16 protein-coding genes are annotated in these 19,303 nt (G+C 54.8%); 3 read left to right on the forward strand and 13 right to left on the reverse strand.

Annotated elements, in window-relative coordinates:
- Positions 1-1,512 (reverse strand): ABC transporter substrate-binding protein (locus ACLQ7H_RS16185; protein WP_411753555.1); only part of this gene is annotated, 1,512 nt, incomplete at its 3' end.
- 424 nt (positions 1,513-1,936) lie between these two features.
- Positions 1,937-2,956, reverse strand: coding sequence for an ornithine carbamoyltransferase (gene argF, locus ACLQ7H_RS16190; RefSeq protein WP_411753556.1), 1,020 nt, complete (start codon positions 2,954-2,956; stop codon positions 1,937-1,939).
- 161 nt (positions 2,957-3,117) lie between these two features.
- On the opposite strand from argF, the gene rraB reads away from it, so the two are divergent.
- Both rraB and miaE read left to right on the forward strand, forming a co-directional pair.
- A complete protein-coding gene (rraB, locus tag ACLQ7H_RS16195) occupies positions 3,118-3,546 on the forward strand; it encodes a ribonuclease E inhibitor RraB (protein ID WP_024485836.1) in 429 nt (142 codons plus the stop codon).
- Positions 3,547-3,590: 44 nt separating this feature from the next.
- A complete protein-coding gene (miaE, locus tag ACLQ7H_RS16200; protein ID WP_411753557.1) occupies positions 3,591-4,352 on the forward strand; it encodes a tRNA isopentenyl-2-thiomethyl-A-37 hydroxylase MiaE in 762 nt (253 codons plus the stop codon).
- 46 nt (positions 4,353-4,398) lie between these two features.
- Here the strand turns inward: miaE and ACLQ7H_RS16205 are convergent, their stop codons facing one another.
- From ACLQ7H_RS16205 to pepA, 11 genes are all read right to left on the reverse strand, one after another.
- Positions 4,399-5,202: an IclR family transcriptional regulator gene (locus tag ACLQ7H_RS16205; RefSeq protein ID WP_411753558.1), complete on the reverse strand. Its 804-nt coding sequence runs from the start codon at positions 5,200-5,202 to the stop codon at positions 4,399-4,401.
- A 129-nt stretch (positions 5,203-5,331) separates the two neighbouring features.
- Positions 5,332-5,979 (reverse strand): bifunctional 4-hydroxy-2-oxoglutarate aldolase/2-dehydro-3-deoxy-phosphogluconate aldolase, encoded by a 648-nt coding sequence (locus tag ACLQ7H_RS16210; protein ID WP_411753559.1) that lies wholly within the window; start codon positions 5,977-5,979, stop codon positions 5,332-5,334.
- Positions 5,980-6,024: 45 nt separating this feature from the next.
- The gene (locus tag ACLQ7H_RS16215; protein ID WP_411753560.1) at positions 6,025-7,332 is read right to left on the reverse strand and encodes an MFS transporter; all 1,308 of its coding nucleotides are present in this window, start codon (positions 7,330-7,332) and stop codon (positions 6,025-6,027) included.
- Positions 7,333-7,369: 37 nt separating this feature from the next.
- Complete coding sequence (locus ACLQ7H_RS16220) at positions 7,370-8,359, reverse strand: 2-dehydro-3-deoxygalactonokinase (RefSeq protein ID WP_411753561.1); 990 nt, start codon at positions 8,357-8,359, stop codon at positions 7,370-7,372.
- Between the two features lie 19 nt (positions 8,360-8,378).
- Entirely contained in the window at positions 8,379-9,398 is a 1,020-nt protein-coding gene (locus ACLQ7H_RS16225) for a 2-dehydro-3-deoxygalactonokinase (protein WP_411753562.1), read from the reverse strand.
- A gap of 41 nt (positions 9,399-9,439) precedes the next feature.
- Complete coding sequence (locus ACLQ7H_RS16230) at positions 9,440-10,594, reverse strand: iron-containing alcohol dehydrogenase (protein WP_411753563.1); 1,155 nt, start codon at positions 10,592-10,594, stop codon at positions 9,440-9,442.
- A 223-nt stretch (positions 10,595-10,817) separates the two neighbouring features.
- The gene (locus ACLQ7H_RS16235; RefSeq protein ID WP_411753564.1) at positions 10,818-12,419 is read right to left on the reverse strand and encodes a GMC family oxidoreductase; all 1,602 of its coding nucleotides are present in this window, start codon (positions 12,417-12,419) and stop codon (positions 10,818-10,820) included.
- A 435-nt stretch (positions 12,420-12,854) separates the two neighbouring features.
- Positions 12,855-13,358 (reverse strand): GNAT family N-acetyltransferase, encoded by a 504-nt coding sequence (locus ACLQ7H_RS16240; protein WP_411753565.1) that lies wholly within the window; start codon positions 13,356-13,358, stop codon positions 12,855-12,857.
- Positions 13,359-13,528: 170 nt separating this feature from the next.
- Positions 13,529-16,405 carry a valine--tRNA ligase gene (locus tag ACLQ7H_RS16245; protein ID WP_411753566.1) on the reverse strand — a complete coding sequence of 959 codons (2,877 nt, stop codon included), beginning with the start codon at positions 16,403-16,405 and terminating at the stop codon, positions 13,529-13,531.
- A gap of 14 nt (positions 16,406-16,419) precedes the next feature.
- The gene (locus ACLQ7H_RS16250) at positions 16,420-16,869 is read right to left on the reverse strand and encodes a DNA polymerase III subunit chi (protein WP_411753568.1); all 450 of its coding nucleotides are present in this window, start codon (positions 16,867-16,869) and stop codon (positions 16,420-16,422) included.
- A 190-nt stretch (positions 16,870-17,059) separates the two neighbouring features.
- Entirely contained in the window at positions 17,060-18,571 is a 1,512-nt protein-coding gene (pepA, locus tag ACLQ7H_RS16255) for a leucyl aminopeptidase (RefSeq protein WP_024486368.1), read from the reverse strand.
- A 280-nt stretch (positions 18,572-18,851) separates the two neighbouring features.
- Between pepA and ACLQ7H_RS16260 the strand changes: the two genes are divergently transcribed.
- Positions 18,852-19,303 (forward strand): LptF/LptG family permease (locus ACLQ7H_RS16260; RefSeq protein WP_411753567.1); only part of this gene is annotated, 452 nt, incomplete at its 3' end.

Consider the following 19,303-nt stretch of genomic DNA (forward strand, 5'->3'; position numbering starts at 1 on the left):
TTTGACGTTATCGCGCAGCACCACCTGCGTTTTGGCCTGATCGATAAACACATACGGTGAACTGCGCTGCAATTCCTGTTGCATAGCGGTATAGAGCGCAGTGCGTTTGGCCGGATCGGCCTCTGCGACCGCTGCCGGCGTTTGTTTGCTTAGCTCAGGGATCTGCCAACTGTTCAGCCCGGCTACCGTGCTGCTTTTGCCATCGTTATAGGCGAAGGCGCTGGCATTGGAGTGCGCATCGAAGTAATCCGGGATCCACAGACGGATCGCCGCCTGATGCTGCTTGGCGCGTACGCGGGCATAGACCTGGCTACCGGCGGCAGGCAACAGATCGAGCTTCACGCCACCCTGGGCAAAGCTGGCCTGTAGCGACTGGGCGATGGTGATAAACGGCGGTTTGTTTTCCACGTCCAGCGTCAGGCTGGCGTTGGTGATGCCGGCTTTTTCCAGGATCGCCTTGGCCTTGGCCGGATCGAAGCTGAACGGGTTATCTTCCAGCGCCCCCGGCAGGCCGACCGGCAGGAAGCTTTGATGGACGAAGTATTGCCCTTTCAGCAAATCCTTGGTGATGCCCTGATAATCCACCAGATAGCGAGCCGCTTCCCAGAAGGCCGGGTTCTTCAGCAGCGGGTTGGTGGTATTACCGGTGTTGAACACCAGATAGTTCTGCTCGGCGGAAGGGATTTCCAGCACCTTCACACCCGCCTGGCTTTTCAGCGCGGCGGTTTGATCCGGGCCGAGTTCACGCGCCACGTCGGCATCCCCTTGCTGGATCAGCAGGCGACGCGCGCTTGGGTCTGGCACGTTCTTGATAATGATATTGCTCAGCAGCGGCTTATCGCCCGGTGAAGTTGGGTTGGCGTCCAGCACGATCGCCTGATGCGGCTGGTAAACCCGCATCTTGAACGGGCCGCTACCCGCAGAGTGCATCTTCAACCAAGCGTTGCCGAAGTCATCACTCTTCACGTTGGGCTGCACGGCTTTGCTGTCGACGATTGAGGCGATCGGCGTCGAAAGGATATTCAGGGCCACCGCCGGGCTGACGTCTGCCGTCCAGCTCAGTTGCACGGTATGGTCGTCAATCTTCTTCAGCTGTTGTTCGATATTGTCCGGCTGCCAGCCGAGCACGTTGAGGATAAACGCCGGTGACTTGTTCATCTTCACTGCGCGGGTGTAAGAGAAAATCACGTCGTCGGCGGTCAGCGGGTTACCGGAGGAAAACGCTGCCTGCGGGCGCAGCTTGACCGTCAGGGTCTTGGCAGCGGCATCATCCTGCCAGCTTTCCGCCAGCACCGGGATCACCTTGGCCGGATTATCACGATCGGCCTGCACCAAACGCTGATAGAGGCTGGGTACGGTCTGGATGCTGGAAAGCTCATTGGCTTCCGCCGGATCCAGGCTGACGATGTCATCCAGTGACTGCACCACTACCAGCGTATTCGGCGGCGTGGCGGCCAGTGCAGTGGTGGAGAGGGCGGCAAGAATAAACAGCGGCAAGACTTTGGCTTTCATAAACGTTTTCCCTTAAATGTGCCGGTAAACCAGAACGGAGAAGAGGTTGTTCTCATTAGTTTTTTACGGCATTTCTGCCGCCAGAGTGCCACGGTAGAACGTTGGTAAAAAACAGGCAAAGGCCAAGAAGTTATTAACAATAACGAAAAAGACTATACCCGTCGTCTTTCAAGCTGCAGCGTTGTTACCTGCACTTAGCTACTCGACCCATCCCTGGGCCTCGCCCCTTCGGGGCCGCTGTGTACAGCGTTCAAATCTGTTCCTGACAGATTTGTCACCCCCAGTCACTTACCCAAAAGTAAGCTCCTGGGGATGAGTAAGCTTGTCGCCTAGCTGCAGCTTGAAATCCATAGGGTATATAGGATAAGGCGGGGGTATTGACTAGAAAAACCCTTCACTAAGAAGGGTTTTTGGAGAGGGCGATTTACAGGGTTTTGCTCAGCGTGGCGACCATCACCGCCTTAATGGTGTGCAGGCGGTTCTCTGCCTGATCAAACACGATGCTGTGCTCCGACTCGAATACCTCGTTGGTCACTTCCATACCGCCGTGCATGCCGTACTGTTCGGCCATCTGTTGACCCAACGTGGTTTGATCGTCATGGAATGCCGGTAAGCAGTGCAGGAACTTCACCTGTGGATTGCCGGTCAGCTTCACCATCGCCATATTCACCTGATACGGCCTGAGCAGGGCAATCCGCTCCTGCCAGACTTCTTTGGCTTCTCCCATCGAGACCCAAACGTCGGTGTACAGGAAATCGGCACCTTGCACGCCTTCGGCAATATCTTCCGTCAGGGTGATTTTGCCACCGGTCTGCTGCGCCAGCGCCTGGCACTCTGCAACCAGCTCGGCCTGCGGCCAACAGGCCTTCGGCGCGACCAACCGCAGATCCATGCCCACCAGCGCGGCGGCTTCCAACAGGGTGTTGCCCATATTGTTACGTGCATCGCCAATGTAGGCGAACTTCACCTCGCTCAACGCTTTCCCCGGCAGGTGTTCACGTACGGTGAGCAGATCCGCCAGTAACTGGGTGGGATGGAACTCGTTGGTCAGGCCATTCCACACTGGCACGCCAGCATGTTCTGCCAAGGTTTCCACCAGGCACTGGCCAAAACCGCGATATTGAATACCGTCGTACATCCGGCCCAGCACGCGGGCGGTGTCTTTCATCGACTCTTTATGGCCGATCTGACTGCCGCTTGGGCCAAGGTAGGTCACCTGAGCGCCCTGATCGAATGCGGCAACTTCGAAAGAGCATCGGGTACGGGTGGAGTCTTTTTCGAAGATGAGCGCAATGTTTTTGCCTTGCAGATGGCGGGTTTCCTGGCCTTGCTTCTTGGCCTGCTTCAAATCGGCGGCCAACTGCAGCAAGGACTGGATCTCACTGGGGGTAAAATCCATTAATCTCAAAAAGTGACGACTGTAGAACGGGTTCATCTGGCTCATCTCCGTAAATCCCTATCGTTTGATTGAATTTAAATTCACTTTATATGTATGAATATTCAATTTCAACCCCGAGGCAGAAATCTTTCACGTTTATCGTGGCAGCGGTGGCAGCGGTGTGTGAAAATAGCAGTAACGAAGCCCATTTTATTGAGGATAGAGGCATGGCAAACCGCGAATTGCTGGAAGAACAACGTGAAGAGACCCGCCTGATCATCGAAGAACTGCTGGAAGACGGCAGCGATCCGGATGCGCTCTACACCATCGAGCACCATTTCTCTGCCGAAAAGTTTGAAGTTTTGGAACAGGCCGCCGTGGAAGCCTTCAAGTTGGGCTACGAAGTGACCGATGCCGAAGAGCTGGAAGTGGAAGATGGCTCCATGGTGATGTGCTGTGACGTGATCAGCGAAGTTGCGCTGAATGCCGAGCTGATCGACAGCCAGGTAGAACAACTGGTGGCACTGGCAGAAAAATGCGGTGTCAATTACGACGGTTGGGGCACCTACTATGAAGATCCGAACGGTGAAGAAGGCGACGACGAAGAAGAAGACGGCGACTTTATCGATGAAGACGACGACGGCAAACGTCATTAATTAAATCCTGCGGGCTGGCGCAAGCTGGCCCCTGATAGAACCCGATGAAATACCAATCTCTGTTATCCCCGATTTTAAACTTCCTGCACTGTGAAACCCCGGATGGATGGATCGAAGCGGCCCGCCGCCCGGAAAACCTGCCACTGTTGCTGACCGACCACCTGGTATGCGAGCTGAAAGCCGCGCAGACCGGCATGTGGCTGATCCGTCGCTATGTGGCCGACAAAGAGAGTGGCGATGCCCTGTTGGCGCTGCTGAGGCCCTATGAGGCGTTTGTGCACGAGGCGCAGGAAGTGCCGGAAGAGCTGTTCCGCCAGAGCGCGTTTACCAGGAAGATCCTGCCGAAGAACGGCTCGGCCTATGGCCAGGATCTGGTGGACAAGATGGTGTTGCTGATCAAAGAAGAGCTGCATCACTTCTCGCAGGTGCTGGAGATCATGCAGGCCCGGCAGATCCCTTATAGAAAGATCACCGCCAGCCGCTATGCCAAAAGCATGATCCGCGAGGTGCGCACTCACGATCCGGCCACTCTGATCGATAAACTGATCTGCGGCGCGTATATCGAGGCCCGCTCCTGCGAGCGCTTCGCCAAGCTGGCCCCGTTCCTGGACGATGAGCTGAACCGGTTTTACGTCTCGCTGCTGCGTTCCGAAGCCCGCCATTATCAGGATTACCTGACGCTGGCAGAGCAGATTGCCGGGGGCGATATCAGTGAACGCGTGGCGTTTTTTGGCCGCCTAGAGGCAGAACTGATCCAGTCACCGGACACCGAGTTCCGCTTCCACAGCGGCGTGTCGCTGGCATAAAACCTCACGATCCGGCCCTTCTCATCCAGAGGCGAGGCCGGTCAGATTACTGCCGGAAATCGGAGTACAGCTGCTGGCCACGGTAGCCAATGCGCTGTGAGAGTTCCAAGGCGGTATCAGAGATCATTTGCCCCAATGCGGCGATTTTTTCGGGTTGCTGGTTAATTTTGTTAAACAGGCTGGCGACGCTGATAGCAGCGTAGACCTTGCCCTGAAAGTTATAGATTGGAGCGGCAAGGCAGAACACCTCGGCATTATGTTCGCGATCGTCAACGGCATAACCCTGCTGGCGTGCCTGATTTAAAATCGCGAAAAATTTCGCTTCATCAGTCACGGTATACGGCGTGATGGCCTGCAACCCGCCTGTGCGGGCCAGAATGGTTTTTACCTCATCGTCAGGTAAGGTTGCCAGGATCGCTTTACCCAGCCCGGTACAGTACAGCGGGTTGTTCGAACCAATTCTGGCGGAGGTTCTGACGGAGTTGGGGCTTTCCACTTTATCGAAATAAACCAACTCATCGTTATTGAGCAACGCCAGAAACACGGTTTCCCCCGCGATTTCGGCGAGCTTTTCCAGCATCGCATGCGCGACGTTGTGGAAAGGCGTTTGCTCCAGGTAACAGGCTCCCGTCTGGAACAGTTTTACGCCCAGCTTAAACGACTTCTGCTTTTCGTTGGCTTGCTCCAGATAACCTTTATCGAGCAGGGTGTAGAGAATATCAAAGGTGGTGCTCTTGGGGATGCCCAGTTGCTTGCTGATTTCGGTAATGGTCAGTTCGCTTTTGCTTGCCGCGACCAACTCCAGCATATCCAACGCCCGGGCAACCGAACGATTTATCTTTTCAGACACGGGCTTACCTCACCGTTATTGTTATAGCGTGCAGTATAACGAGGTAGCGAGGGTGAATACAGCGACTCTGGGGATCTGCTAAATAATAAGCAAGCTACGGTTATTCACCGTAGCTTGTCTATCCTGATGTCAGGACTGTTTTCCTTGATGAAATGCCTGGATAAAGGCTTGTGCCTGTTGGGTGATGGCCGCCCAGTTGCCTGCCTCAATCCATTGTTTATTAGTCAGTGCGCTCCCCACACCCATCGCAAACGCACCGGCCTTGGCAAATTCGCGGGTGTTTTCAAGCGTAATCCCGCCAACCGGGATCATCGATAGGTTATCCAACGGCCCTAACACCTCTTTCATATAATTGACGCCGAGGCTATTGGCTGGGAACAGTTTTAACAAATCTACCCCCAGGCGGCAGGCCTGCAAAATCTCTGAGGGAGTCATCACCGCAGGGATCATCAGGCGTTGCTTTTCGTGCACCATCATTACCACATCGGGGTTGAAGTCGGGGGAGAGGACAAAATCGGCACCGGCGTCCAACACCAGCTGTGCCATTACCGGGTTTAATACCGTCCCCGCGCCGACACACATTCTGTCTCCCATCTCCTGCTTAAGCGCGCTGATGCTTTCCAGGTGCCGGGTCGAGTTACAAGTGACCTCAATGACTCGAATGCCGCCCTCATACAGGGCATTGGCGAGGGGGATAATGCCCTCGGGCGCGACGCCGCGAACGATGGCAATCATGCCGGTTTCTTCTATGGCGCGAATCACGCGTTGTTTAATCATGGATAACCTCTTGGGAAATATCAGGGAGCGAGCTCCCTGATGACATCAATCCGTTACGGTCACCGGTTCTTTGACGATGAACCAATAACACAGTGCAGCGCAGGCTGCGATAATCCCACCACTGACAAATGCCAGGGTGTATGAGCCAGTGACATCGGCAATTAACCCGGTCACCAGCGGTGATAACGATCCGGCAAAATAGCCACCAAAGTTCTGGATGCTGCCAACCGAGGCCACCATGGACGCCGGGGCGACATCGCCAGGTAATGCCCAGCCAGTGGCAGAAAGTGAAGAGAGCAGCGCCATGGCAATCACCAGCAAGGTCAGAGTGGCAGCCAGGCTATCCACCATTGGCACCGCAATCACCGCAACGCCGGCTAACAGTGCTGAGACGCTGATGGTGACACGCTTGGCTTTTAAGGATTCGGTAAAGATCTGTTTATCCACCAGCCATTTGGAGATGTAACCACCGGCAATGGCACCGACAATCCCACCGAAATAGGGAATACTGGCGTAGATGCCTAATTCCTTGAACTGGATATTTTGGGTTTTCATTAAATAGAGCGGTAAGAACGTGGTCAAAATATTCATCATCCACACATAACAGAACCAACCTAAAATCATTCCCCAGATACAGCGATATTTAAACAGGCCGCCCCAGCTGATTTTTTCAGCGTCTCCCGTCAGTTTTTGTGCTGTGCCACCGCCGCCTTCTTTAATATAGTCCAGCTCTTCTTTGGTAATGTTTGGGTGCCGTTCTGGCTGGTGATAGGCGAAGATGAAAAACACAACGAAGATAAAACCTATTGCCCCAGCAATATAAAACAGCGCTCGCCAGCCGAATGGCACAATGATAGCGACCAGGATCGGCGGAGCGATGGCTGGCCCCCATTTGGACGCGGCATCCCAGAACCCGGTTGCCAACGCACGTTCACTTTTGGGGAACCATGAGGCGGTGATTTTCGCCGCTCCTGGCCAGCATGGGGCTTCGGTGATCCCCAGCAGACCACGGGCAAAAATCAGCGTCACCATACTGTTACAAGCACCGGTCAGCATGGTGGCACCGCTCCATAAGCCGACGGCCCAGCCGTACACTTTTTTCGGGCCGAACCGGTCAACCAGCCAACCGGCAGGGAGTTGGCAAAGCGCGTAGATCAGCGCAAAGACCGAACCCAGCAATCCGATATCCGTATTCGATAATTCAAGTTCTTTCATCATATCGGGCGCAGCAATAGAGAGGCTGGCACGATCGAGGTAGTTGACAATACCGCCAATCAATAAGAGGAATACAACAAACCAGCGCTTATTTCCTCGTTTTTTTGTTATGACTTTTTCATTAACGATGGTGTTCATAATCAGACCTTTTAATTTTGTGTAGGATACAAAGGAATTAAATAATCTGTCGGTGGTGAGCCAGGGCAAATAATCCAGAACTGGAAAGTGAACGATCTATCGATGCCAGGGTAACTTTCCCGTTAAACCACGAGTCATTTTCAATCAGGGTAGCGAAGGCGAATTTAAGCGTATCTTTGCCGCATACTACGACGTGAGTATCCGGGGTAACCGTAAAGGCCTCGCTATTTTTTACCGCCTGCAGGTCATCTTGTAGCACGGCCCCTAACAGGACATTGGCTTTCTGGTTGAGGGTAAGGTGGCTGAACATATCCAGAACACGCACAGAAAAACAGGTGCGGGACAAGCCCGTTTGCCGACATTGGTTTGCCCCTTGCAGCAGAGCGGGGGCTTCAATCTCCTGGGCGAATTGCCGATCCAGGGAGTTGGCCAGGATCGTATGCCGGGTAATCACGTCCAGCAGTTCACCACCGAGTGTCGTGACGCAACCTTCGATGCGATTGTGCGCATCTATCTTGACGAATTTAGAGTGCGAACCTGGCAGTACGATCAGCGCTGGGCCGTGGATGTCCAGGCTGGAGAGTACGCCGATAGCCTCCGTCTCTTCACCGCGCATCATATCCATCTGCTCGGCATTACCCAGCGTGACGGCTGAATCATGATTGCGAACTCCTGGTACAAACCAGATGGGCTCCTCGGCGATCTCTGGCAGATTGGCGCAGACCATGCCTTGAGCGAGTTCGCCGAGCCCGGCAGGCGCCAACAAATGCGGAATTTCGCATAATCCCACGTTGGAGGTGATCATACCCGATGACAGGTAAACCACACATTCAGCTGCCGGTATCGCGGCCAGATTTTTGGCTTCCTGAACGGCTTCGCGGACGCCATTCATCAGCGTTGCCGTACTGCCAGAGATGGCGGTATCGCGTACGCCGATGGGGCGTGCCGCTTCGGCCAACAGCCGTTGGTCCTGCCAGGCACATACCCTGGTGTTGGTGGTGCCGGTATCGATAGTGATTATATACATATCATTCTCGTTATTATTATCAGCGTAGGATGCGGAGTGTATTAGCAATAGCGCTGGCGCCGGTTATCGCTAACAGATCTATTTGCTGTTCGTCGGAAATTATTCGCTGTGGGCTATCTATTTTTAACTGCTGTCGAATAATATGCTGGTAAATCTCACAACGTTTCGCATGGCCAATTAAAAAGATCTCGCCATGGAAATTAAACCCCTGGTGTTGGGCATTGATAAAAACGTTGATATCGTCGCCTGCCATGGCGCTTTCAAGGAAGAGCTTGCGTTGTGGCGCGGTGGTGGGAAACGCGAATTGTAAGAATCGGCTCATTAATATCGTGCGTAATAAACCGCTCTCCTGCACGGCATTGCAGGCGGCATCAATAATTTGCGGATCTATTTTCGCCTGCGCCTCTTCTTCTGGCGTGGTGGCAACACTGGCTGCGACAAAGGTCTGCTTGAGGATTGCCGCATACACCTGGCCGCTTAAGGAGGTAATACTGCCGGCAATTTTCCCCTGTTGATTAATTGAAATCAGTTTGGTGGTGGAACCCAGCTCGATCAGGATACAGGGGAGCTTGGGCTGATAGCCCAACAGCAACCCGACAGCCTGAGTCTCTTCACCCCGCATCAGGTCAATACCGCTGAGGTTTTCCCATGAGGGGGGCGTCTGGTTGCGAACGCCAGGGATTAGCATGACGGGAATATCCAACGCCAGGAGCTCATTGGCAGCAAATGGCACAGTATGCTGTGCCAATTCGTCAATCCCGACCGGTGCAACCAAATGGGGAACCTCGTGCAAACCCAGGTTTGACGTGATCATGCCTGAGGCAATAATAAAGGTGATATCCTGCTGAGCCTTGTCGTTTCTTACCAATAATTCCGTTACGCCCCGCACCATCGCCTGACGTAATAGATTATTATTTCCATGAGTAACGGTAGAGTTTACCCCTTCGCCGATCGTTATCTTGTCAATAATCTTATTATCGGCGAATGTCAGCAGATAAATACGTGTCGTGGACGAACCTGAATCAATGACAATAAACATGCTCACTCCTTTAAACCGCGCGGTTGAGGCCGGATTTTTTATTAAAGGCTACGTTGTAAAATGTCACGCAGGGTGTCGGCATCCGGCACGCGTGGATTATTTTCCAGCACCACTTTCATGGTGGTTTGCACGTTATTGATGATCCAGTCGAAGTGCTCTTCTTTCACCCCTAGTTCAGTCAAGGAAGGGAGCATATTGACTGATGACAGCAATGACGTGACGGCCTGTACGCTGCTGTAAGCGGCTTGTTCAAGGGACATATCGCGAGTATCCACCCCCATGGCATAGGCAATGGCGGCAAATTTTTCGGGGGCGGCCGACCAGGTGTATTCCATAAAGGCCGGATAAACCGCGGCGATACCTTCAGAATGCACGACATCAAGCAGCCCGCCCATTGGGTGTTGCAGAGCATGTGGCAGCGCCGTACCAGCACAGTCGATCGCCATTCCGGCAAGCGTACTCGCCACGCAAACCTGCTCCCATGCCGCCAAATCGGTCACATCGGCATACACGCGTGGCAGGTTCTGTGTCAGCAGGGTAATCGCACGCAGTGAGAGCATTTCACTGACTGGGTGCGCATTCCGGGAGATATATGACTCCAGGGCATGGAACAAGACGTCGGCACCGGGCCCGGCGATCACGCGTTTTGGCAGAGTGAGCATCAGTTCGGGGTCAACAATTGAGGCGACCGGGTAGATTAACGGGTTAACCAAGCCTTTTTTATCATGGGTTTCCGGGTTGGTGAACACGGCGGTACGGTTAGCCTCGCTGCCCGTGCCAGCCGTGGTCGGCACCAGGATATTTGGCAGCGCGTACTGTGCCTGGGTTTTGCCAAACACATACTCCCAGATGCTGCCTGGATTGCAGGCACAAAACGCAATGCCTTTGGCCATATCCATTGCGCTGCCACCACCAATACCAATCACCAGATCGCATTGCTCCTGGCGTGCCATTTCAGCACCGGCTTCCACCAGTGTGGAGAGCGGGTTTTGCATAAATTGGTCATAGACGGCAAATGCCACCCCGGCGGCAGCCAGGGTTTCTTGTGCCCGAGCGAGTAGGCCCGTGGACTTGGTGTTATCAGAAACGACCAACAGTGCTTTCTTCCCGTACTGTTGAGCGATGCTACCAAGCAGAGCAAATTTGCCAGGGCCAACGTGAAGTTTGACAGGGTTGTTGAAGATAAAACTGTTCATTGTTTATCCTTTTTGTTCGCATATTCGGATCATGTTCGCATTTGTGATTATATTGGCCGTGTTTCATGCCGCATTCAACCCTTTTTGCTGGATTAATGAGCGCAATCACATTTTTTCTGGTTGTTGGCGATTTAGGGGGAGGTTAACAGGGGGGATTTTTTAACATGATTTGCAGCAATGGTTAGCTGACAGCAAGCCAACATCGGCTTGCCGTCTATTTGGGCTATTCACCCAATATCAAATCCACCGCCTTCTCGGCCAGCATAATGGTTGGGGCATTGGTGTTACCGCTAGTGACCTGCGGCATCACCGAACAGTCGACCACCCGCAGCCGTTCAAAGCCATGCACTCGTAGCTGTAAGTCGGTCACCGAGTCCTCAGTATTTTGCCCCATGCGGCAACTACCCACCGGGTGATAGACCGTCTTGCAGAAGTTACGCACAAACTCCTCCATCTGCGCCTCATCGTTGACCCACGCCGGTTGTGGCATCAGCAGATCTTTAATCAGCGGCTTGAGAGAGGCGGTTTCCAGGAAGCGCAGGCCAAATTTCACCGCGCGAATGCTGCCCGCCAGATCGTCTGGATGACCAAGGTAGTTGGCCTGGAGCTTGACCGGATCGGCAGGGTTGCGGCTGCGTAGCTGCACCTGACCCCGCGCTTTGGGTTGCAGATAGCCGACCTTGAACGACATACCGTGGATCGCCGGTAGCGGTTCGCCGGGCACGTCGTCCCAACTGTCCAGTATCGGCAGGAAATGCACCTGCACGTCTGGCCTGCCATTGCCTAGGGAGTCTGCAAAGGCGGCACCCTCCAGTACGTTAGAGGTCAACACGCCGCTGCGAAACGCCAGCCACTCAGCACCGTGGCGCAGTGCCTGCACACCCCGATCGGCACCGAACAGGCTGACAGGTTCACGGGTGCTGACGTTAATCGACATATGCAGGTGATCGTGGAAGTTTTTGCCCACCGGCAGATCGGCCAGCGGCGTAATACCCAACTGCTCCAGATGTTCGCGCGGACCAATGCCGGACAGCATCAGGATCTTCGGTGAGCCAATCGCCCCGGCGCTGAGGATCACTTCCTGGCTGGCATGGGCGGAGATCTCATTGCCACCGTTCAGGCTGTAGACCACTCCAGTTGCCACGTTGTTTTCGAAGGTGACGCGATGCACCAGCGCGTTGAGTTTTACCACTAGCCGCGAGTTATCACGTACGGCTTGCAGATAGGTGCGGGAGGTGCTGGCGCGTTCGCCATTGTGGGTGGTGGTTTGGTAGAACCCTACGCCGTGTTGGCTAGCGCCATTAAAGTCGTTGCGGTAGGGCAGATCCAACTCCTGGCCTGCGCGGATAAACGCCATGCTTAGCGGATGACGGTAGCGGTTCTCGCTAACCGGCAGCATCCCGTCAACCCCGTGATACTCATCCGCCAGGCTTTCATTGGCTTCGGCGCGTTTAAAGTAGGGCAGCACGTCCTGATAGCTCCAGCCGGTACAGCCATATTGCTCAGCCCAGGCGTCGTAATCTTGTGGTTGGCCACGCAGGTAGATCATGCCGTTGACCGAACTGCTGCCGCCCAGCACCTTGCCCTGAGCGATCTGCATGCGGCGGTTATTGGCGTGCGGCTCTGGTTCGGTTTCATATGGCCAGCTCTTCTTGGCGATGATCTTGGCTACCCCGGCGGGCATTTTGATAAACAGATTATTGTCGTCGCCGCCGGCTTCCAGCAGCAGGATGCGGCCCTGGGTACGGCGGATGAGCTGTGCCGCCAACACGCAACCTGCCGAGCCTGCGCCAACAATGATGTAATCGAAGTTATTTTCTGACATGACCGTTCCCTGTGCGTGATGGTTGGAGACTGTCATGGCAGAGTAACCCAGAGGAGTGGCAGGTCAATTTACGATCGTTAATTTGTTAACGAATATCACAATAAATTTACATTACAGAATTAAGCATCATTTTAACTGTTTGAAATATAAAATTACCGTGCGTTTTTTTGAATAATGTTGATGTTAATAATCTTTTTGTGAGTGATGTGTTCTCTCCCTCACCCCAACCCTCTCCCCAAGGAGAGGGAGCCAGTTCGGCGTTGCGGTTAGGTAAGGGGATTTGCTGTAACGTAGGAAGAGCACCAGACTTGATGTTGTAGCTAGGTATGCCTTTGAAAAATTAGGGAGTTGATGTCAGACGTAGGAGAAAAATCGGGGCACATTCGGTCCCCTCTCCCTGTGGGAGAGGGTTAGGGTGAGGGGTCATTGCGCAGGTTAAAGCGCCTTCAGCATGGTGACTTCGCAGTCGCCGTGGCCGGTATTGCCCATGGCATAACCGATATGCTCAAAGCCGAGATGTTCATACAGACCGATCGCCTGCTGCAACGTGGCGGTGGTTTCCAGATAACAATGCTCGAACCCCTGCTGGCGGGCAAACTCCAGCGCCTGCAGCGCCAGGCGTTTTGCCAGACCTTTGCCACGTAATACCGGCAGGAAATACATTTTCTGTAATTCGCAGACGTCGATCTCACCGCCCTGCAGCGGCGCAACACCACCACCACCGGCTATCTGACCGTCCATCTCCACCACCCAGTAGGCGCTGCGTGGTTGGCTATAGAGCTGGAACAAGGCGTCCAGATTGGGATCGGAAACCGTAAAGCCCTTATCCGCTGTCAGGCCATGCTCGGCGGAGACTTCGCGAATGACGTGAGCAATAGCGGCATTGTCGTCAGCTGTTATTGGGCGTACCAGAAGACGCACTGGGGTGGCTGTTGTCATGTTTACATTCACCATCAAAGGGAACCAGAGGGGACCCGGAATTTTGTTGTTATTACGGAATGCACCGCACAATAATACTTTGTAATAACACTTAAGCCAGGCCCTTGGCAATGCCGATAAAAAAACAGCGGGGAAAAATCACCCGCTGTTTTTGATCGGTAGCTTGCAGATTACAGCGCGGCGATGGTCGCCTGCTGTTCTTGTAGCTTCACCTTGCCTTCTTTGCAGGCTGCCAGGCGCTCACGCTCTTTGGCCACCACCGCTTCCGGTGCGCGAGCCACAAAGCCTTCGTTGGACAGCTTGCCCTCGATAGAAGCAATCTCACCATCCAGCTTGCCCATCTCTTTCGACAGGCGCGCGATTTCCGCATCCTTGTCGATAAAGCCAGCCATCGGGATCAGCAGTTCGGCACCGTCCACCAGCTTGGTAACCGAAACCGGGCCTTTCTCGCCCGCAGGCAGCAGGGTGATAGAGCTCAGGCGCGCCAGGCGTTCGATAAAGCTCTGGTTTTCCTGTACGCGGCGTTGGGCATCCCCATTGGCGTTACGCAGCAGCACTTCCAGCTGTTTGCTTGGCGCAATGTTCATCTCGGCGCGGATGTTACGCACCGCGGTGATTGCCTGCTTGATCCACTCCAGATCGTTCAATGCCTGCTGGTCTTCCAGCGCGGCGTCGAAGGCCGGGAACGGCTGCAGCATGATGGTGTCTGCGGTTTCACCGGTTAGAGGCTTAACGCGCTGCCAGATAGTTTCGGTGATAAATGGAATGATTGGGTGCGCCAGGCGCAGCAATGCTTCCAGCACGGTGATCAGCGTATTACGTGTGCCACGCTGTTCCGCTTCGCTGCCGTTGATCACGACCGGTTTGGTCAATTCCAGATACCAGTCGCAGAACTGGTTCCAGGTGAATTCGTACAGAATGCCCGCCGCGATATCGAAGCGATAGGTGTCCAGCGCCTCACGGTAGGCTTTCACCGTGCGGTTGAATTCGGCCAGGATCCAGCGGTCGGCCAGTGACAGCTGCATTTCGCCACCGTTGAAGCCGCAGTCATGCGCTTCAGTGTTCATCAGTACAAAGCGGCTGGCGTTCCACAGCTTGTTACAGAAGTTGCGGTAGCCTTCCAGGCGCTTCATATCCCAGTTGATGTCACGGCCGGTGGAGGCCAGTGCTGCCAGGGTGAAGCGCAGGGCGTCGGTGCCGTGCGGTTCGATGCCGTTCGGGAACTGCTTCTCGGTGCGCTTGCGGATTTTCTCTGCCAGCTGCGGCTGCATCATGTTGCCGGTACGTTTCTCCAGCAGGTCTTCCAGCGAGATACCGTCAACCATATCCAGCGGATCGATGACGTTACCCTTTGACTTGGACATTTTCTGCCCTTCGTCGTCGCGGATCAGGCCGGTCATGTACACGGTCTTGAACGGAACCTGCGGCTTGCCGTTTTCATCTTTGACGAAGTGCATGGTCAGCATGATCATGCGGGCAATCCAGAAGAAGATGATGTCGAAGCCGCTGACCAGCACGCTGGTCGGGTGGAAGGTCTTCAGATCTGGAGTCTGCTCTGGCCAACCCAGGGTAGAGAAGGTCCACAGGCCGGAGGAGAACCAGGTATCCAGCACGTCTTCGTCCTGGTGAAGCTGAACGTCGGCACCCAGGTTGTTTTCGCGGCGCACTTCTTCTTCGGTGCGGCCTACGTAGACTTTGCCTTCGGCGTCGTACCAGGCCGGGATGCGATGGCCCCACCACAGCTGACGGGAGATACACCAGTCCTGGATATCGCGCATCCAGCTGAAGTACATGTTTTCGTACTGCTTAGGCACGAACTGGATCTCACCTTGCTCAACCGCTTCAACCGCGACTTTCGCTAGCGGTGCGGTACGCACGTACCATTGGTCAGTCAGCATTGGCTCGATAACCACGCCGCCACGGTCACCGTAAGGCACGGTCAGATCGTGAGGTTTGATCTCTTCCAGCAGGCCGAGTTCGTCAAAGGCGGCAACCACGGCTTTACGCGCAGCAAAGCGCTCCAGGCCACGGAACTGCGCTGGCAGCTCGCCGCTGTAGGCGGTGCTGACTTCACCCAGGGTGTCGAACACCTCGGCCACTTCGAGGATGTCACCGTCGAAGCTCAGGATGTTGATCATCGGCAGGCCGTGACGTTTACCCACCTCATAGTCGTTGAAGTCGTGCGCCGGGGTGATTTTCACGCAGCCGGTGCCTTTCTCCATATCGGCGTGCTCGTCACCCACGATGCGGATGCGGCGGCCCACCAATGGCAGAATGATCTCTTTGCCAATCAGATCCTTGTAGCGTGGATCTTCCGGGTTTACCGCTACGCCGGTATCACCCAGCACGGTTTCCGGACGGGTGGTGGCAACCACCAGGTAGTCTTTGCCTTCCGCCGTTGTTGCCCCATCGGCCAGCGGATAGCGCAGGTGCCACATGGAGCCTTTGGATTCGCGGTTTTCTACTTCCAGATCGGAGATGGCGGTGCGCAGTTTTGGATCCCAGTTCACCAGGCGTTTGCCACGGTAGATCAGATCTTCTTTGTACAGGCGGACAAACACTTCTTTCACCGCGTTGGACAGGCCTTCGTCCATGGTGAAGCGCTCGCGCTCCCAATCTACGGAGTTGCCCAGACGGCGCATCTGGCGGGTGATGGTGCCGCCGGACTCGTCCTTCCACTGCCAGATTTTATCGATGAACGCATCGCGGCCATAATCATGGCGGGTTTTATTTTCTTCTGCGGCGATCTTGCGCTCAACCACCATCTGGGTCGCGATACCGGCATGGTCGGTACCGGCTTGCCACAGGGTATTTTTACCCTGCATGCGCTGGTAGCGGGTCATGGTGTCCATGATGGTCTGCTGGAACGCGTGGCCCATATGCAGGCTGCCGGTGACGTTCGGCGGCGGGATCATGATGCAGAAACTTTCCTGGCTGGTATCGCCATTCGGTTTGAAATAGCCCTGGCTTTCCCAGTGATCGTACAGTTTCTGTTCGATCTGGGTTGGGTCATAGGCGGTATCGAGATCGGTGTTGGTCTTTTCCATTTTTATTTCAAGGTTCAGTTAGTTGGCGGCGTGGCCGTGGTCAAATGGAAGCCGACGCTGCGATAGGCTTTATAACGTTCGCGCGCCAACTGTTTCAAGGTGTCTTCGTAAGGGACGAAGTCTACCACTTCATGGAAAGCAGTAGCAAAATCTGCAAACTGCGGTAGCAGGGCGATCAGCAGATCGCGCGGGGCATTTCCGCGTTTGCCTGGCCAGCACAGCTCGACCGGCGCGCCAAAGTTTGGCCCTTCGCCCGCCAGATTGTGTGGCACAAATTGGTGTGGCTCACGTTGCCACAGGGCTTCATCCAGCCGCTGGGCCTGCTCCTGGCTTTCACAGGCGATCAGCACCCGCTTGCCAGCGCGCCAACTTTCGGCGGCAACGGCGCAGGCCACAGCCTCGTGTGCACTGAGTGCGCCAGCGGGTTCTGCGTGTTCAAGAAGGTAGAACGTTGCCTGTTTGATCATGGATTCGTTGCCACTAAGAAAAAGTAGGGGCGCAACCAGTGCGCCCGTTTTGCATGATTATATACCCAATAGATTTCAAGTTGCAGCTAGGCGGTAAGTTCGTTCATCCCCAGGAGCTTACTTTTGTAAGTGACTGGGGTGGACGAACGCAGCCAACAACGCTGCGGCTTGAAAGATGAAGGGTATTTTAATCGTCGCCGTTTAGACCAGCACGGTTAAGCAGGAACTGCGCCAGCAGGGCTACCGGGCGGCCAGTGGCCCCTTTGGCCTTGCCGGAACGCCAGGCGGTACCGGCGATGTCCAGGTGCGCCCAGCTGTACTTGCGGGTAAAGCGTGAAAGGAAGCACGCGGCGGTGATGGCACCACCTGGGCGGCCGCCGATGTTGGCCATATCCGCAAAGTTGGAATCCAGCTGCTCGTAATACTCATCGCTCATCGGCAAACGCCACGCACGGTCGCCCGATTGCTCGGAAGCGCCGATCAGCTCGTGAGCCAGCGGGTTGTGGTTCGACATCAGGCCGGTGATGTGGTGGCCCAATGCGATCACGCAGGCGCCGGTCAGGGTAGCGATATCGATCACCAGCTCTGGCTCGAAACGTTCCACGTAGGTGAGGGTATCGCACAGCACCAGGCGGCCTTCGGCGTCGGTGTTCAGCACTTCTACCGTCTGGCCCGACATGGTGGTCAGCACGTCGCCTGGGCGATAGGCCCGCCCACCCGGCATGTTTTCACAGCCAGCCAGCACGCCGATCACGTTCAGCGGCAGGTTCAGTTCGGCTACCACACGCATGACGCCGTACACGGTCGCGGCGCCGCACATGTCGTATTTCATCTCGTCCATGCCGTCGGCAGGTTTGATCGAGATGCCGCCGGAGTCGAAGGTCAGCCCTTTGCCTACCAGCACGATCGGCTTAGCGTCCGGGTTAGGATTTCCCTTATATTCCATCACCGACATCAGCGATTCATTTTGCGAACCGGCACCGACCGCCAGATAGGCGTTCATCCCCAGCTCTTTCATCTGCTGTTCGCCGATGACGCGGGTGGTGATGTGGGTGCTGAAGGCGTCGGCCAACTGACGCGCCTGTGAGGCCAGATAACCGGCGTTACAGATGTTTGGTGGCATATTGCCGAGATCTTTGGCCGCCTTGATGCCGGAAGCCACGGCCAGGCCGTGTTGGATGGCGCGTTCACCGCTGGTCAGTTCACGGCGGGTTGGCACGTTGAACACCATTTTACGCAGCGGGCGACGTGGTTCCACCTTGTTGCTCTTCAACTGATCGAAGGTGTAGAGCGTTTCTTTGGCGGTTTCTACCGCCTGGCGCACCTTCCAGTAAGTGTTGCGGCCTTTGACGTGCAGTTCGGTCAGGAAGCAGACGGCCTCCATGGAACCGGTGTCGTTAAGGGTATTGATGGTTTTCTGGATCACCTGCTTGTACTGGCGTTCATCGAGCTCGCGCTCTTTGCCACAGCCAATCAGCAAGATGCGTTCGGAGAGAATGTTCGGCACATGGTGCAGCAGTAACGTCTGCCCGACTTTGCCTTCCAGTTCGCCCCGGCGCAGTAGTGCGCTGATATAACCATCACTGATTTTGTCGAGCTGTTCTGCGATAGGTGACAGGCGGCGTGGTTCGAAAACACCTACTACAATACAGGCGCTGCGCTGTTTTTCCGGGCTACCGCTTTTTACACTGAACTCCATGCACTCTCCTGAATCTTAAAGACAACGGCGAAAGCTACGGCTAGAATGACCTACTCCGCCAAGAGCTTCCGTCATTGAGTTAACTAACAAGGTTAACCTGAACGGCGTAAATGTTCTGTTTTGGCTACTATAGGTCTGTTCCTATAGGAGGGCCAAACAGCTTGATGTTCTAATACTATTTTAGCTGTGAAGGTTGCCACATGATGAGAAAAAATGGCGGATTAGCGATGAAACTATCGATTTTCCTGCAAAAAGACAAGTTTTCACAGGCGTAATAAGCGTGATCATCATTAGATATCTGGTACGGGAAACGCTGAAGAGCCAAATTGCCATCCTGTTTATCCTGCTTCTGATCTTCTTTTGTCAGAACCTGGTCAGGGTGTTAGGTGATGCGGTCGACGGCAATATCCCGACAAATTTAGTCTTATCCCTGCTTGCATTGGGTGTGCCGAAGATGGCGCAGCTAATCTTGCCCTTAAGCCTGTTTCTTGGCCTCTTGATGACGCTTGGTCGGTTGTATACCGAAAGCGAAATCACCGTTATGCATGCCTGCGGTCTGGGGAAACGAACCCTGATCATTGCCGCAATGGTGTTGGCGATCTTTACCTCGGCGGTGGCTGCGGTGAACGTCTTCTGGGTCGGGCCATGGGCGGCCAGCCATCAGGACGAAGTGATTGCCGAAGCCAAAGCCAACCCCAGCATTGCCGGGCTGGCTGAAGGGCAGTTCCAGTC

The sequence above is a fragment of the Serratia sp. (in: enterobacteria) genome, assembly GCF_046715635.1.
Lineage (GTDB): Bacteria > Pseudomonadota > Gammaproteobacteria > Enterobacterales > Enterobacteriaceae > Chania.

Coding starts and splice junctions, on each gene's coding strand:
- argF (WP_411753556.1), bottom strand. CDS start 2,956: ATGAGCCAGATGAACCCGTTCTACAGTCGTCACTTTTTGAGATTAATG.
- rraB (WP_024485836.1), top strand. CDS start 3,118: ATGGCAAACCGCGAATTGCTGGAAGAACAACGTGAAGAGACCCGCCTG.
- miaE (WP_411753557.1), top strand. CDS start 3,591: ATGAAATACCAATCTCTGTTATCCCCGATTTTAAACTTCCTGCACTGT.
- ACLQ7H_RS16210 (WP_411753559.1), bottom strand. CDS start 5,979: ATGATTAAACAACGCGTGATTCGCGCCATAGAAGAAACCGGCATGATT.
- ACLQ7H_RS16215 (WP_411753560.1), bottom strand. CDS start 7,332: ATGAACACCATCGTTAATGAAAAAGTCATAACAAAAAAACGAGGAAAT.
- ACLQ7H_RS16220 (WP_411753561.1), bottom strand. CDS start 8,359: ATGTATATAATCACTATCGATACCGGCACCACCAACACCAGGGTATGT.
- ACLQ7H_RS16225 (WP_411753562.1), bottom strand. CDS start 9,398: ATGTTTATTGTCATTGATTCAGGTTCGTCCACGACACGTATTTATCTG.
- ACLQ7H_RS16230 (WP_411753563.1), bottom strand. CDS start 10,594: ATGAACAGTTTTATCTTCAACAACCCTGTCAAACTTCACGTTGGCCCT.
- ACLQ7H_RS16235 (WP_411753564.1), bottom strand. CDS start 12,419: ATGTCAGAAAATAACTTCGATTACATCATTGTTGGCGCAGGCTCGGCA.
- ACLQ7H_RS16240 (WP_411753565.1), bottom strand. CDS start 13,358: ATGACAACAGCCACCCCAGTGCGTCTTCTGGTACGCCCAATAACAGCT.
- ACLQ7H_RS16245 (WP_411753566.1), bottom strand. CDS start 16,405: ATGGAAAAGACCAACACCGATCTCGATACCGCCTATGACCCAACCCAG.
- pepA (WP_024486368.1), bottom strand. CDS start 18,571: ATGGAGTTCAGTGTAAAAAGCGGTAGCCCGGAAAAACAGCGCAGCGCC.